This window comes from Clostridium sp. CAG:265 (genome assembly GCF_000436575.1).
In the GTDB taxonomy this organism is placed as follows: domain Bacteria; phylum Bacillota; class Clostridia; order Clostridiales; family Clostridiaceae; genus Clostridium; species Clostridium lentum.
The window spans coordinates 6,099-20,728 of sequence record NZ_FR886625.1; the positions used below are offsets into that span (position 1 = coordinate 6,099).

13 protein-coding genes and 1 pseudogene are annotated in these 14,630 nt (G+C 28.5%); 5 read left to right on the forward strand and 9 right to left on the reverse strand.

Annotation, left to right across the window (positions count from 1 at the left end; translation table 11 throughout):
* The coding region (locus Q5O29_RS08040) for a fibronectin type III domain-containing protein (RefSeq protein ID WP_302631940.1) at positions 1-3,216 on the reverse strand (3,216 nt) is incomplete at its 3' end.
* Positions 3,217-3,501: 285 nt separating this feature from the next.
* Here Q5O29_RS08040 and Q5O29_RS08045 point away from each other — a divergent pair.
* On the forward strand, positions 3,502-4,167 hold the full coding sequence (locus Q5O29_RS08045; protein WP_022212446.1) for a PepSY domain-containing protein: 666 nt from the start codon (positions 3,502-3,504) through the stop codon (positions 4,165-4,167).
* A gap of 98 nt (positions 4,168-4,265) precedes the next feature.
* Positions 4,266-5,648, forward strand: coding sequence for an MATE family efflux transporter (locus tag Q5O29_RS08050; RefSeq protein ID WP_022212447.1), 1,383 nt, complete (start codon positions 4,266-4,268; stop codon positions 5,646-5,648).
* 19 nt (positions 5,649-5,667) lie between these two features.
* On the opposite strand, the gene Q5O29_RS08055 is transcribed toward Q5O29_RS08050, so the two are convergent.
* Together Q5O29_RS08055 and Q5O29_RS08060 are read right to left on the reverse strand one after the other, a co-directional pair.
* Positions 5,668-6,075, reverse strand: a complete 408-nt coding sequence (locus tag Q5O29_RS08055) for a C-GCAxxG-C-C family protein (RefSeq protein WP_022212448.1) — start codon at positions 6,073-6,075, stop codon at positions 5,668-5,670.
* Positions 6,076-6,201: 126 nt separating this feature from the next.
* The gene (locus tag Q5O29_RS08060; protein ID WP_022212449.1) at positions 6,202-7,218 is read right to left on the reverse strand and encodes a phosphotransferase; all 1,017 of its coding nucleotides are present in this window, start codon (positions 7,216-7,218) and stop codon (positions 6,202-6,204) included.
* A 258-nt stretch (positions 7,219-7,476) separates the two neighbouring features.
* Here Q5O29_RS08060 and sdaAB point away from each other — a divergent pair.
* Together sdaAB and Q5O29_RS08070 are read left to right on the forward strand one after the other, a co-directional pair.
* Positions 7,477-7,863: pseudogene (sdaAB, locus tag Q5O29_RS08065) on the forward strand (L-serine ammonia-lyase, iron-sulfur-dependent subunit beta); the annotation flags it as partial.
* Positions 7,864-7,962: 99 nt separating this feature from the next.
* Entirely contained in the window at positions 7,963-8,640 is a 678-nt protein-coding gene (locus Q5O29_RS08070) for an L-serine ammonia-lyase, iron-sulfur-dependent, subunit alpha (RefSeq protein ID WP_022212451.1), read from the forward strand.
* A gap of 92 nt (positions 8,641-8,732) precedes the next feature.
* On the opposite strand, the gene Q5O29_RS08075 is transcribed toward Q5O29_RS08070, so the two are convergent.
* From Q5O29_RS08075 to Q5O29_RS08095, 5 genes are all read right to left on the reverse strand, one after another.
* Positions 8,733-9,257, reverse strand: a complete 525-nt coding sequence (locus Q5O29_RS08075; protein ID WP_186835716.1) for a DUF308 domain-containing protein — start codon at positions 9,255-9,257, stop codon at positions 8,733-8,735.
* 55 nt (positions 9,258-9,312) lie between these two features.
* Entirely contained in the window at positions 9,313-10,284 is a 972-nt protein-coding gene (locus tag Q5O29_RS08080) for a tRNA-dihydrouridine synthase (protein ID WP_022212453.1), read from the reverse strand.
* Positions 10,285-10,570: 286 nt separating this feature from the next.
* Positions 10,571-11,359, reverse strand: coding sequence for a PHP domain-containing protein (locus Q5O29_RS08085; protein ID WP_022212454.1), 789 nt, complete (start codon positions 11,357-11,359; stop codon positions 10,571-10,573).
* Between the two features lie 281 nt (positions 11,360-11,640).
* Positions 11,641-12,474, reverse strand: a complete 834-nt coding sequence (locus tag Q5O29_RS08090; protein WP_186835055.1) for an aldo/keto reductase — start codon at positions 12,472-12,474, stop codon at positions 11,641-11,643.
* Positions 12,475-12,511: 37 nt separating this feature from the next.
* Positions 12,512-13,570, reverse strand: a complete 1,059-nt coding sequence (locus tag Q5O29_RS08095; RefSeq protein WP_022212456.1) for an LCP family protein — start codon at positions 13,568-13,570, stop codon at positions 12,512-12,514.
* Between the two features lie 191 nt (positions 13,571-13,761).
* Here Q5O29_RS08095 and Q5O29_RS08100 point away from each other — a divergent pair, with 191 nt between their 5' ends.
* The gene (locus tag Q5O29_RS08100; RefSeq protein ID WP_022212457.1) at positions 13,762-14,148 is read left to right on the forward strand and encodes a desulfoferrodoxin family protein; all 387 of its coding nucleotides are present in this window, start codon (positions 13,762-13,764) and stop codon (positions 14,146-14,148) included.
* A gap of 64 nt (positions 14,149-14,212) precedes the next feature.
* Here Q5O29_RS08100 and Q5O29_RS08105 read toward each other — a convergent pair.
* Positions 14,213-14,630 (reverse strand): hypothetical protein (locus Q5O29_RS08105; RefSeq protein WP_302631942.1); only part of this gene is annotated, 418 nt, incomplete at its 5' end.

The window sequence follows — 14,630 nt, forward strand, 5'->3', positions numbered from 1 at the left end:
TCCTTCTTCAGTTCCCACATAAATATTTATAGTTTCACCTGGTTTAGCAACAACTCCCAATGATTGCCATGCATTTGCTTGACCTAAATTTGGTGAAAAATCAAGTATACTTCCATCAATAGTTAACACTTCTTTATTTAAATTTACATCATCTAAAATCTTTTGTGCTATTTCTAATTCATCTAAAATATTTTTTTGATTTGGATGGTACTCTAAGCTAACTGGATCTATAGCTTTAGCTCTTTCTACAAGTCCATCAATCTTCGCTTGATTTACTTCATCTTTTAATACAAGCTTTAAGTCATCTGCAAATAATCCATTTACCTCATCTTCTAAGCTATCATAATTATAGAATTTCATTTCTGATATACTTAAATTACGTCCTCCTGCAAGATTAAGCTCAACTTGCTTTGCTGTTACAGGCTTTGGTAATTTTACTTCTACATAATTAACTCCATTTTCTGCTCTTTTACTAGAAACTCTAATATCGTTAAGTTGTATTACTTCAACTGGATTATTATATGTTGTATCATCATTTGAGTATACTCTTAATTTAGCTTGCCATGGTAGTGGGTATTTAGAAGTATTTTCTAACTTTGTAGCAAATCTTATAGTATCAAATGTATATTCCTTATCAAATGTTACTATTGGAGCTCTTTGTCCATAATGTACTCCTGAATCCCAATCATTAAGTACCCATGTAGTTGAGTAATCATTATCAAATATACTCATACCAGTATTATTTGAAAGTTCTAATGCACCACTTTCTTTTACTGTAACTTTTTCTATATGAGTAACCTTACCATCTTCAACAGTATTTATTAATCCATAGTTTGTAAACTTAGGTGGAACTATTGCTGTTGTCTTTCCTAAATAAGTTTTCGATAATCCACCTGTACCATGATGATTTGTTGCTGTCATCTTAATTTCATATGTTGTTTGATCTTCAAGACCAGTTATTTCATAACTTGTACCTCTTATTAATTCATTTGAATCAGTTTTTTGTTCAGGTTTTAAGTCATAAGCTCCATCTGGTACATCATTAGTTGTATTACTATCTACATATTTAGGATCATTTGGATCATTTGCCTTTATCCATTCACCTGTTCCAATTTTTCTATAATATAAATCATAGTCTTTAGCTTTTTGATGTGCTTTCCAACTAACTTTTAAGCCTTTATATGTTCCAGTAACAGTTATTCCTTCTGGACCTTCCGGTGCCGTTTCTGGTATAACTTGTAATTCAACAATTGAATCCGCACCAAAATAATTTTTATTTACTACTTCATCTTTTGAATTTGTATCTAAATTACCTGATGTAGAGTTCCATGCATGTGGCATATAGTTATTATCAACATTATCTGGTTTACCATCTTTATCATTTACATTAGTTGCTAAATTTGTTTCTCCTGTTGCATTAGCATCATAATCATCTTGCTCATCTTTATATCCACTTGCCCAATCCTTACCATTTAGAGATTGAATACTAAATCTATAAACACTATATGGTTTTACTTGAGTTATGTTTAATGTATTTTCGCTTGTTTTATAGTGATTAGTTGAAACTACATTTCCATTTTCGTTAAGCTCTTCAACTTTTATTTCATATCCTGTTACGTTTGGTTGGTGATCCCATCCTATAGTCATAGCTTCATTTCCAACAGCAGTTGAACTTGTAAAGCTATTAATTACAGGTATATTCATATTTGGTTTTGGTAATTCTTTATATACATTATTTAAAAATTCAACCTTTGCAATTTCTGTTAAATTTTTATTACTTCTACTACCAGTAACATTTATAGTTATTTTACTAACGGCTACTTGCTTTCCTAAGTCAATAACTATTTCATCCATTGCTTCACCTGAAGCTGTTCTAGCTAAACTTTGTTTTACATTACTTTCATCATATTTGTATTCTACACCATCAATAACAACACTTCCTGATGCTGGTCTTGTATTTCTAGGTGCCTTTATCACCACTTGCTCCATGTTTATAGTATTTTCTGCAGCAGTTCTTAAAGACGCTGTTTCTATTTCTGAATCACTTGTTGAACCTGCTAAACTCATTGGAATACTTATTGGATTTTCTTCAGATATTTCTGGAGCCTCTTCACCATCAACTGTTTTTGTTGATAATGATATTTTTGAACCATCACCTACTAAAATATTCTTTATATCTTGTCCTTCTCCTATAGAAACTTTAGTATCATCTAACTTAACATCTACAGCTTCTGGATTTATAATTGGATCAGTATCAACTATTTCTGCTGTCTTAACTGTTGCTCCTATATTTCCATGTATGTAAGTTAAATCTGTTATGTCAACTTTTGAATCTCTATTTATGTCATATGTAGTAGCATTTGTTTTATTTTTCATTTCTGCTTTAGTAGCTTCATAATCTTCTTTTGTTACAGAGTTTTCTCCATTAACATCTCCTGCTAAAAATACACCTGGATAATATTCAACATTAGCTTCTGATTCATTCTCTGAATTATTATCAGATAATACTATTCTATTATCGCTTGTCCCTATCTTAACTCTTTTTGATGATTTTGTTATATCAATATTACTAACATTTGCTGTAGTATATCCTTCTCCTTCAACTTTAAGAGAATACTGTCCTAAATCTAAGTTAGTAAATGTTAATTGATAAAAATTTAATTCTTCAGCATCATTTTCAATTGCTATTCTCTTTCCATTTAATGCTTGAAGAGTATAGTTAACATTTCCTATTGTTCCTTGCAAATTATCATTCCCCAGTTGAACTTGGCCTACTTCTTTATCATCTTTCATTAAAGTAACTTTTATATTTGTTTTTGCTTTATCAGTGTTTTTTATTGGCATAGCAAAATTCATGTCTAGTTCTAACTTACCAGTTACACTGACCTTTTTATTTGAATCAATACTATCACTTGGTTTTTGCTCATTATTATCTTTTTCTGATGAATTATCTTTTGAGTCTTCCTCTAAATTTGAATTATTGTCATCTCGTTCATTAGAATCTTGATTTTCTTTTGATTCATCATCATTATTTTGGTCATTTACTGGTTCTTCATCAAAAGATTGAGTATTATCATATTTAGTTTCATTTGATGAATCTTCAGCAGAAACATTACTTATCAACTCAGTTTTATTATCTGCAAAAGCTGCAACTGGACTAAATTGAGTAGTTATCATAGCAGCAGCTAAAATGCATGATATTTTTCCTTTATTCATAATTTCCCCCTAGTTATAATTTTAAATTATTTACATTTTTAAAATTTTATATTTCACTTTATTGGTAAATAATTTTATTTTCGTAATTTTATTATATATTATTTTTTTACTATCAAAAATAATTTTTTCGCGAATTTATAAAATAATTAAACGAACAATTAAAGCCAATAGCTTTATTTAATATTTAATTATAATTAAATATTAAAAATTTTTAATTATATTTTAATCTGCACTTTATAAAAAAATAAATTATTAATAATATAATTAACTTAGAGGTGAATAACAATGAAAAAAATTATTATATCTACACTTATACTTAGTACTTGTTTAGGTTTTGTTAGTTGCTCTAATACAGTTGGATTGAATAATTCATATGAATCAAGTACTACAACTTCATTAAATAATTCAAGTGAAAATACTAATAGCAACACTATAAATACTAATAATATACCTTATTCAACTAATCAAAATTTACCTACTCAAAATACGATTAGTTCTGATGAAGCCAAACAAATAGCACTACAACATGCTAACTTATTAGATAATCAAGTTACTTTTATTAAAGTATCTCAAGATTATGATGATGGTATTAATAAATATGAAATTGAATTTTACTATAATAATACAGAATACGATTATGAAATAAATGCTTACAGTGGTGAAATATTAAAATTTGACTATGATGCAGAATACTATAATCCATCTAATACTATTTCTTATTCAAATTCTCAAAGCTCTTCTACACAAAATTTAATAAGTTCTGATGAGGCAAAAAATATAGCATTGCAACATGCTAACTTAACAGATAATCAAGTTACTTTTATTAAAGTATCTCAAGATTATGATGATGGTATACATATATATGAAGTAGAATTTCACTATAATAATAGAGAATATAATTATGATATAAATGCTATTAACGGCACTATATTATCGTATGAGCAAGACTAAAATACTAATATTAAATTTTTTAAGTTACTTAATATCTCCTATAAATTTTTATTTTTCTTGATTTTATGATAAAATCAAGTTTTTAGGAGGTATTCTTCATGTCTATAAGTAAAGATTTTTCAAAAGGAAGTGTATCTAAAAATATTTTAAAATTAGCAGTTCCTATGACTTTAGCTCAGCTCATTAATATTCTTTATAATATTGTTGACAGGATGTATATTGGAAGAATTCCTAATGCATCAAGTTTAGCTCTCACCGGTGTTGGAATAACTTTTCCTATTATAACCATAATAATGGCTTTTGCTAATTTATACGGAATGGGTGGTGCTCCACTTTGTTCCATTGAACGTGGAAAAGGAAATAATGAAAAAGCAGAAGAAATTATGGGTAATTCTTTTACTTTATTACTGATTACTGGATTAATACTTACTATTGTTATATTAATTTTTAAAAAGCCCCTACTATATCTTCTTGGTGCAAGTGATAATACCTTTTCTTACGCTAATGATTATATAACAATTTATCTGTTAGGTAGCGTTTTTGTAATGATCAGCTTAGGTATGAATAGCTTTATTAATTCCCAAGGTTTTGGTCGCATTGGTATGATGACTATTTTGGTAGGTGCCATAACTAATATAATCTTAGACCCAATTTTCATCTTCCTACTACATATGAGCGTAAAAGGAGCTGCTTTAGCCACCATATTTTCACAGTTTCTCTCTGCCATTTGGGTATTGCGCTTTTTAATGAGCAATGATGCCATACTAAAATTAAAAAAGGCATATTTTAAAATAAATATTATTCATTTTAAAAATATAATTACCTTAGGTTTATCAGGATTTATTATGTCCATAACTAATAGTATTGTTCAAATGATCTGCAATGTTACTCTTCAAAGTTACGGTGGTGACTTATATGTAGGAGTTATGACTGTACTTAATTCCATAAGAGAAATAGTTATGATGCCAGTGAAGGGTATTACCAGCGCATCTCAACCTGTTCTTGGCTTTAACTTTGGTGCCAAGAAATATATACGAGTTAAAAGCGCCATAAAATTTAGTTCCATCGCCTGCATAATTTATACTACTTCTATTTGGTTTATATTAATGGTCTTTCCACAATTTTTTATTAAGATATTTAATAACGAAGCTAATTTAGTTGCCTTGGCTACTCATTGTATGAATATTTATTTCTTTGGTTTCTTTATGATGTCCCTGCAAATGTCAGCTCAATCAACTTATGTAGCTCTAGGAGAATCTAAAAAAGCAATTTTCTTTTCACTACTTCGTAAAATAATAGTTGTGGTTCCACTTACTATATTACTTCCTAGATTATTTAATTTAAGTACAAATGGAGTATTTTTAGCAGAACCTATTTCTAATTTTATTGGGGGAATAGCTGCTTATTCAACAATGATTTTAACAGTTTGGAAACATCTTAGCATTGAAATTAAAAAAGAAAATGAGTACATAATGCCTTAACATCATGTACTCATATTTTTTAACTTCTTTCCTCTAAAATTTCTTCAAGAATTTCTGCTGCATCTTCTACACAGCCTCTGCATGGACGTAATACTATCCCAGTCCCTATCCCTTTTAATTCCCTGCACATTACAGTGGAGTTTTTTTCTTTAAATCTCCTTTCTATTTCTTGTAACAACTCAATATCATCTTCATTCCACTCTGCTGGATCCTCCATATTTCTATTATCTTTTATAAAGTTAGCTATAACATATGCTCCCATTACAGCTCCACATACCTTATAAGCTCCTCCACTATATTTTCTTACTATGACTTTCATTGTTTCTTCATCAACATCAACTACATCACAAAATGCACAAGCAACAGCTTGTGAACATGTATATCTATTGCTATGTAGCTCTGCAGCTTTTGCTTTTCTATCTATCATATGCAATACCTTTCACCTTCCATAAATTATACCTATATTTAAAGTATACTTAAAATTATTATAGTTGTCATCTTTATAAAAAGTGCCCATTTTCAAAAATTTTCAATACTTTTTAATAAGTCAATTTTATTTTAAAATTTCTCTTATACGATTCGTATTTTCTTCTACCCATCTACATAAGCGTCTACCTTTAATTAGCTGCTCTCTTAATACTTTATCAGCAGTGATATAGCTATTATTAATTCCTTCATTATATCTAACTAAAAAATGAATAATCACATCTAGCCTACGTAACATAATCAAATATGGCATTACTTTTATTTCATCATCAGTTAAAGAGATAAACTTCTTATATCCTGTCATAAAGTTTGTTATATTATCAAATTTAACTTTATCATCTTCATCATTGGCAATAGCTTCTGATAAGCATATGGCTAAATCCATACATCTTAAATCTCTAGCAGTAAACTCAAAATCAAGAATTGCACAAATATTTCTTTTTTCATCTTCTAGCACATTAGAACTATTAATATCACCATGAATAAACTGATGAGGAAGCTCTCTTAATATTGGTATTATGTCTTTAAATTCAATAAAATATTTTTTCAATCCCCCTAAAATACCTCTTTCATTCTTAAAATCCTCAGGAGGATTATCACAAAAATCTATTACATCTTTTAAGGGGCATGTAGGATACGATTTTTCTAATTCATAGCAAGGCTGGTAGCTAGATTGTATTTCTATCTTTACTTGAGATAATTCTCTAGTTATTTCTCCTACAGCCTTACCAAGACTATAAAATTGTTTTTTATCTTTCAAATAAGGATTATTTCCTTTAATGGCTTTGGAAAGAGATGCTAATTTACCATCAATACTTAAAGCTACTGTATCGCCCTTAAAATTAACTTTAGGATTAGGTATAACAAAAGAAAGATTTCTTCTATTTAATTCCTCTAATATCTTATGCTCAAAACCTACTTTTTTCTTATCATTATGACTTTCATATATCCTCAAGACATATTCTTCTTCATTTATAACTAAAAACTTGGTGGTATTATTCATACCACTATTTCCATCCTTTACACTATAATTTATATCATTAAAATACTGTTTTAAAATATACTCAATATATTGCTCCTCCAAAACACGTCCTCCCTTTCTTTCATATTAATTATAAACTATGAGATTACTTCTTGAAAATTTATTCTATACCTTATGAATTAATCCTATAACTTGAAGTTAACTCCATAGCAAGTATTTTTATAAATTTAAAACATTTTACATACTTTGTCGATTGTTGCATAATTACCAAGGAAAACAATTACAATTTTAGAAAATTCTAAAGCTTAGATTTTTATTTATAATAAATATTAAATTTTTACACAAGAAAGGATAAACACTATGGCTAACATTGGAATATTTGACGTTTTAGGCCCAATTATGATTGGTCCATCATCTTCACATACAGCTGGTGCTGCTAGATTAGGTAAAATAGCAAGAACTATTGTTAACAAACCTATTAAAGATGTAACATTCTTACTTCATGGTTCTTTTAAAGAAACTTATAAAGGACATGGGACAGACCGTGCATTAGTTGCTGGTATCTTAGGAATGATGCCTGATGATGAAAGATTAAGAGATGCTCTTTTAATTGCTGAGAAAGAAGGATTAGAAGTACACTTCTTACCAGCAGATTTAGGACAAGTTCATCCTAATACAGTAAAAATCGTTATGACAGATTGTGATGATATTAATTGGGAAGTGCTTGGCTCATCTATCGGTGGTGGACTAGGATAACAATGTATCAGAAGAATTAATAGCTGCAATCAAAGCAGTTGAAGGTGTAAACCGTGTTATTTTAATAAATTCTTTAGGAGGTAATTAATAATGAAAATTGCTAGATCAGGTAAAGAACTTTTAGAAATCTGTGCTGCTGAACAAATTTCATTAAGTGAATATGCTATTCGTCAAGAAATGGAACTTAAAAATGTTTCTCGTGAAGATCTTTTTGCTCAAATGAAAATAACTCTTGATGCAATGAAAGAATCAGCTACTGCTGGTAGAGAAAAGAAGGTTTACTCTTTAAGCGGGCTTATAGGGGGAGATGCTTACCGTCTTCAACAATACTGCAATACTGGAAACTCATTAATGGGTAACGGAATTGTTATGGCTATGGCTATGGCTATTTCTTCTTCAGAAGTAAATGGTGCTATGGCTTCAGGTGCTGTAGTTGAACTTATGGGTGGAACACCAAAGATGAGTTTAGATGCCGCTGCTATCATCTTTAAAAATGTATTAGGATTAGTTTGTGACCCTGTTGCAGGTCTTGTTGAAATACCTTGTGCAAAGAGAAATGTCTCTGGTGCAATAAATGCTTTATGTACTGCTGATATGGTTATGGCAGGTGTTAATTCAAAGATACCTTTTGATGATGCTGTTGCTGCTATGTACAAAGTTGGTACAGGCTTACCTGAAGAATTAAGAGAAACTGCTTTAGGTGGATGTGCTATTACACCAACTGGTAAAGCTCTTCAAGAAAAAGTTTTTGGTAAAAAGGAAAATTAGTAATAATTTTATATATATTCTTTAGAAAACAAAACTCTATTTAAATATTGAAAAGAAGCTTCCTTTCCACGGAAGCTTCTTTTCAATAAATATTATGCTAACAGTTCTTCTTTTCCTTTATAAATATTTACAAATTCAGATACTCCTTCTAATACCAGTTCTAAACCTAATATCACTACATGTTCTGCTATCTTAGAAAATGGATCAAATATTAATATACTAGATAAAACAAATTCAATTATAGCTTTACTCATTGGAAAAATAAACTTTTCTTTCCTAGTAAAATAGTATAATCCTTCGTTTAAATAATTAGTTGCCTTATTTAAGCCTTCTAATCCCCAAAATACACCAACAATAAATAATGCATCACTTTGTCTTATAATTATTCCTATACCTATAGCAATAATAACTATTGCCCTTTCAATTTTTTTTCCTTCTAAAGTGGCATATTCCTTTGCTCTTATACCTTCTATGAGCATTATTATTCCTTTTATCAATAATATAGCTCCACAAAGGCTTGGAATCCATTTATAAATTTGCTGATGATTAACAATACATATAACTCCATTTAATATAATTAATATTGCTGATATGTATGCCCCAATTCCTCTTTTCATAGCTCTCACCTTTCCTTCTTCTTTTATCATTTAATATTTGCTATATATAATTCAATTATTTTATTAGAGAAAATCCTCTTTCATTATCTCCTGAAATATCAAGTTCATTAAATAGGCTCACTATTATCCCTTCATATTCTGCCGCACTTTTAGACTTTCTTATACGCTTAGCATACTTTTCACTGTCTTCAAAGCTATGAATCATATAAAACCAAAACTCTTTCATTTTATATAAAGCATTTTTATCACCAGAAAGAACTTCTTTGTATCTAGCATATATTTCATCATGAAAAGCTCTTAGAGTATCCTTATGTACTATAGATTTTTCTTTTATTTCTCCTATAAGTCCTGGATTAGCCATAAGTCCTCTTCCTAGCATAACTGTATCAATACTTGGACATTCAGACTTAAATTTCTTAAAATCTTCCACTGAAAAAATATCACCATTATAAACTAAAGTGTTCTTGCTTAATTTTATTGCATCCTTAAAAACCTCCATATTAGGAGTATTTTTATAAAAGTCTTGTCTTATTCTTGGATGAATTATTAGCTCTTCTAACGGATACTTATTAAATATTTTAATAAGCTCATAAAATTCATTTGGTGAATCTTTACCTATTCTTGTTTTTAAAGATATTTTACAATTTGTTTTTGAAAATATCTCTTCTAAAAACATATCTAATTCTTCTCTTTTAGCTAAAAATCCTGAGCCCTTAAACTTAGAAACCACAGTTCCTGATGGACATCCTAAGTTTAAATTTATTTCATCATAACCAAATTCATTTAACTTTTCTGTTGTGCTTAAAAAATAATCTGCATTATTAGTAAGTATTTGAGGAATTACCTTAATATTTTTATTGTGTTCAGGCTTAATATCATTTAATTCTTTTGAGGTAAAACAATAATTCATTGTTGGTACTATAAACGGTGTAAAATATTTATCTATTTCTTCGCCAAAAAACTTATTATATGTATTTCTATATATGTATCCTGTAACACCTTCTAGTGGTGCAAAATAAAATTTCATCCTATTAACTCCTCATTTTAAGCATTCTAATAACTTTTTTGTTTCATTATAGGTTATTGAATAAACAAAATTTGTAAAAATAAAGTTATCCCTTATGTGATATAATAATTTCACAAAAAACATAAATACATCACATAAGGAATGACTAGAATATGATTATACCATTAAATATTAAAATCAAAAATACTTATTATAAAATTTTTAAAGCTATTAATATTACATTTGCAAGATTAAATTCAAACACTGAAAATACTAATAGTGCCATCTTTATAAAAAGTATTCAATTTTATCGTAGTAAAATATATTTTTCCATTTCCTTGATATATTTTCCTAAATCTTTAGGATTATGAGCATCAGAAGCTGTACAAATTTCTACTCCTTCCTTTCTCATAGCCTCTAGCATATCATAGTTCATACCTAAGGGCATATTTCCATAATTAATAGAAAGTCCACTACTTTCTTCTATATACATATTATTAGCCTTAATCTGCTTTGCTAATTCTACATACATTGGATAAAAACCACCTGGTGGAAAAGCACCAAAACATTGCAATGCATTTGGATGGGCCAATCCATCAAATAATTTAGATTTCGCTAAATCTATAAATAACTGGAAATAGCGTTTATATATCTTATTCATATCGTAATCTTCACATTTCCACTTCTGCATCTTATGACCAAATGCCCATCCATCAATAAAATGAACTGCACCAACCATAAAATCTAATGGCAGTTTTTCCTTCCATACTTTTATTTGTTCTTCATGTTCTGGTGAATAACATACTTCAAGTCCAAATTTCATTTTTATTGGAAACTTATATTTTTTCATCTCTTCCACAAATTTAATATATTCATTAATATTACGTGCTTTTTTCACTTTATTTCCATACCAATTATTTTGATATGCATTATAATTCTTCATTTCATCATATAAAAAATAAAATTCCTTAAAAACGAAAGTATGCTCTAAAAAATATACCTCTTTGATTTTTCTTTCAATGGCCTTGTTAACAAATTGATCTAACCATTCCTTTGTATATGGCCCATTTTCTAAATGTACATGCACATCGATCATCTTTTTCTCCCCTTTAAAATTATTAAGCCTACACTAAATTGTATAATTTTTAATATTTTTTATTACTTTACTTATTACTTCAGAATTAAATCTAATTATTATTATATTACTTACTCTTTTTTATAAATATTTATTAATTAAAATGCTCCTTATATTGTAAGTTCAAATACTATTATATGCTCTCATATCTTCAAAAATGAATCCAATATTAATATAATATTTTTACTATTATCATAATAAAAAACATCTACCTAATTTAGATAAATGTTTTCATTGATTGACTAGTATTTAAGATATGTTGTATTATCTGGTACTCCTGACACTGATACACTATCACCTTCATTAAGAGAATTGATAATTTTCATATCTTCATTAGAAATTTCAAAGTCAAATATATTTAAATTTTCTTTTATTCTTTCCTTATTTGATGATTTTGGTATAGGAATAACTCCTCTTTGTACATGCCATCTTAAAATTATTTGGGCTATTGTTTTCTTATATTTCTCTGACAGACCTATAATTAACTCATTGGAAAATACTCTTCCTCTCATTATAGGACTCCAAGCTACTAATTGTATATTATTATTTTGACAATACTGAAGCATTCCTTCTTTATTACTTAATGGATGTATTTCTATCTGATTTACCATTGGCATTATTTGTGCAGTTTTCTTAAGCTCCTCTAAATGACCTATTTTAAAATTACAAACACCAATTGCTTTAACTTTTCCGCACTTATAAAGATATTCTAAAGCTCTCCATGTTTCTGCATTTAATTCATTAGGCCAATGTATAAGATATAAATCTAAATACTCCACTTGTAACTTCTTTAATGATTCATTACAAGCTTTTATAGTGTTTTCATATCCATGGTCATAATTCCAAATTTTTGTTACAATGAATATTTCCTCTCTATCAATTCCACTATTTTTTATCCCTTTGCCAATGCCAATTTCATTGCCATAAAATGAAGCTGTATCAATTTGCCTATATCCTACTTTTAAAGCATAACTAACTATTTCTGCTGTTTCATCCTCATTGCCTGACTTATATGTTCCAAATCCAATGGCTGGCATTTTAATATTATTGCTTAATTCTTTTATTTTTTTATTCATCATAATAACTCCTTACTTTTTTATAATATTCGTAATTTTACTCTCCAAATCCTTCATATTCATAATAAATACTTTGATTTTTTTCAGTGCTTCTATTTAAAATAAAATCAGGTAAAGTATCATTAAAAATAAAATTATTAAGTATTAATGCATTTTCATATCTATCCATTCTTAAAGCCATATTTCCATTAACTTCTTCATCAACACAAAGTTCTTGCACTGGTATACTTAATTGTTCTGTTTCTAAGTTTGAAAATTTTGAAATAGTATACGCCATATTCAGACCATCCATAATCTCTATATTAGTTCTAAGATAATCTAACATCTTATTTGCTATAGAAAAATACTTAATAACATCAGTTTTTTGTAATTTTTCTGCCACTTTAAAAAGTACTTCCCTCTGTCTTTCAGTTCTTTCATAATCATCGCCAACACCTTTTCTTATTCTTGCATAAGATAAAGCCTGTTTACCATTTAAAATTTGTAAACCTGCTTTTTCCACTGGGCAATCGCCTCCCCCAGTAGCTTGACCTATATATTTATTTAATTCATGTAATTGATATTCCTTCACATCAATTTCTACTCCGCCTATTTGATCAATTATAGCTTCAAAACCAGCAAAATTTATCATTATATATTTCTCTATATTTACATCAAAATTATACTTTATAGTCTCCATCACAAGTTCAGGTCCCCCTAAACTAAAGGCTAAATTCATCTTTTCTTCTCCATAACCAGGAATGTAAACTAATGTATCCCTGTATAGAGATGTTAATTTTACTTTCTCCTTATTACTATCTAAAGTAGCAATAATCATAGAATCTGATCTTTGATATTTTTCATCAAAATCAATTCCATCAACGCCTACTAATAATACATTAGTAATTCCCTCAACTTCTGTATACCCAATAGTTTCTTCTTTTGTTTTAACAGGTGCTTGTAAATGTTCTGATGTTAAAGGCTCTGTTTTCTTATATATATTAGCTCTAATATACATATATCCCGCTCCAAGGACTACCACACAAATTATAATTACTGAAAAAACAGCTATAAGAATCTGTTTATATTTATTTTTACATTTTTTATTATTTTTCATAATGTAACTCTAATATTTTAATGCTTTTATTTTATTTTACTTTATCTAACCTTTTATCATTAATTAAGTAACTTTGCATAAAATAATAACATAAAACAACTTCTTATTCAATTTTAGCCTAAAATCTTTGTAGATAAATAATTTTTTTAATTACAGCACATACTAAAAAAAATAGTTATGGAGGTTTTATAATGTTTAAAAATAAATTATTAATAAGTGAAGATAAGAAAGATATAGTAGAAATAATATCAACTAATGGCTGTGAAATATGTTGTGATAATAAACCTATGAAGGAATTAGTAGCTAATTCTACAAATGCAGCACAAGAAAAACACGTTCCACAATTTCAGATTAATGGAAATATTGTAAAAGTAGATGTAGGTAGCGTTAAACATCCTATGGAAGAAGCTCATATGATAGGTTGGGTTTATATAGTTACTAATCAAGGTGCTCAACGTAAATTTTTAAAAGCTAATACTGATCCTGTTATTGAATTTGCTTTATGTCCTGATGAAAAATTACAAGAAGTTTATGCTTACTGTAATCTTCATGGACTATGGATGACTAAAGCTCAATAAAATTATATTTAATTAGTAAAAAAGCAGATGAAGAAATTTCTTCATCTGCTATATCTATAGTTTTCTATTTTAAAAATAACTTGTCCTTTATTTTTAAATTTTTAACTAAAGCTAATAACGCCATTGATCCTACTACTAACATCCCCATTACAGATCTATCTCCTGTGTTAGGATTTGTACTTGGTTTTGTAACATTTTCACCTGGTTTGTTTGTATCTTCACTTGGCTTATTTACATCTTCACCTGGTTTGTTTGTATTTCCACCTGTAATACTTCCATCCGGGTTTATAATACTTCCATCTTTGTTTGCAACGCTTCCATTGGGATTTACAACACTTCCACTTCCTGGAGTTACATCATCCCCATTTGGTAATACTACCATACTTCCTTCTGGTACATTAACAGTTCCATCTGGATTTACCATTGGTACACCACCATTACCATTTGGTGTAATACCAGTTCCCCCTGGAACTATTATTGAC

What these genes read in the sequence shown, in the direction of transcription:
- Q5O29_RS08045 (WP_022212446.1), top strand. Translation starts at nt 3,502, where the DNA reads ATGAAAAAAATTATTATATCTACACTTATACTTAGTACTTGTTTAGGT.
- Q5O29_RS08050 (WP_022212447.1), top strand. Translation starts at nt 4,266, where the DNA reads ATGTCTATAAGTAAAGATTTTTCAAAAGGAAGTGTATCTAAAAATATT.
- Q5O29_RS08055 (WP_022212448.1), bottom strand. Translation starts at nt 6,075, where the DNA reads ATGATAGATAGAAAAGCAAAAGCTGCAGAGCTACATAGCAATAGATAT.
- Q5O29_RS08070 (WP_022212451.1), top strand. Translation starts at nt 7,963, where the DNA reads ATGAAAATTGCTAGATCAGGTAAAGAACTTTTAGAAATCTGTGCTGCT.
- Q5O29_RS08075 (WP_186835716.1), bottom strand. Translation starts at nt 9,257, where the DNA reads ATGAAAAGAGGAATTGGGGCATACATATCAGCAATATTAATTATATTA.
- Q5O29_RS08080 (WP_022212453.1), bottom strand. Translation starts at nt 10,284, where the DNA reads ATGAAATTTTATTTTGCACCACTAGAAGGTGTTACAGGATACATATAT.
- Q5O29_RS08085 (WP_022212454.1), bottom strand. Translation starts at nt 11,359, where the DNA reads ATGATCGATGTGCATGTACATTTAGAAAATGGGCCATATACAAAGGAA.
- Q5O29_RS08090 (WP_186835055.1), bottom strand. Translation starts at nt 12,474, where the DNA reads ATGAATAAAAAAATAAAAGAATTAAGCAATAATATTAAAATGCCAGCC.
- Q5O29_RS08095 (WP_022212456.1), bottom strand. Translation starts at nt 13,570, where the DNA reads ATGAAAAATAATAAAAAATGTAAAAATAAATATAAACAGATTCTTATA.
- Q5O29_RS08100 (WP_022212457.1), top strand. Translation starts at nt 13,762, where the DNA reads ATGTTTAAAAATAAATTATTAATAAGTGAAGATAAGAAAGATATAGTA.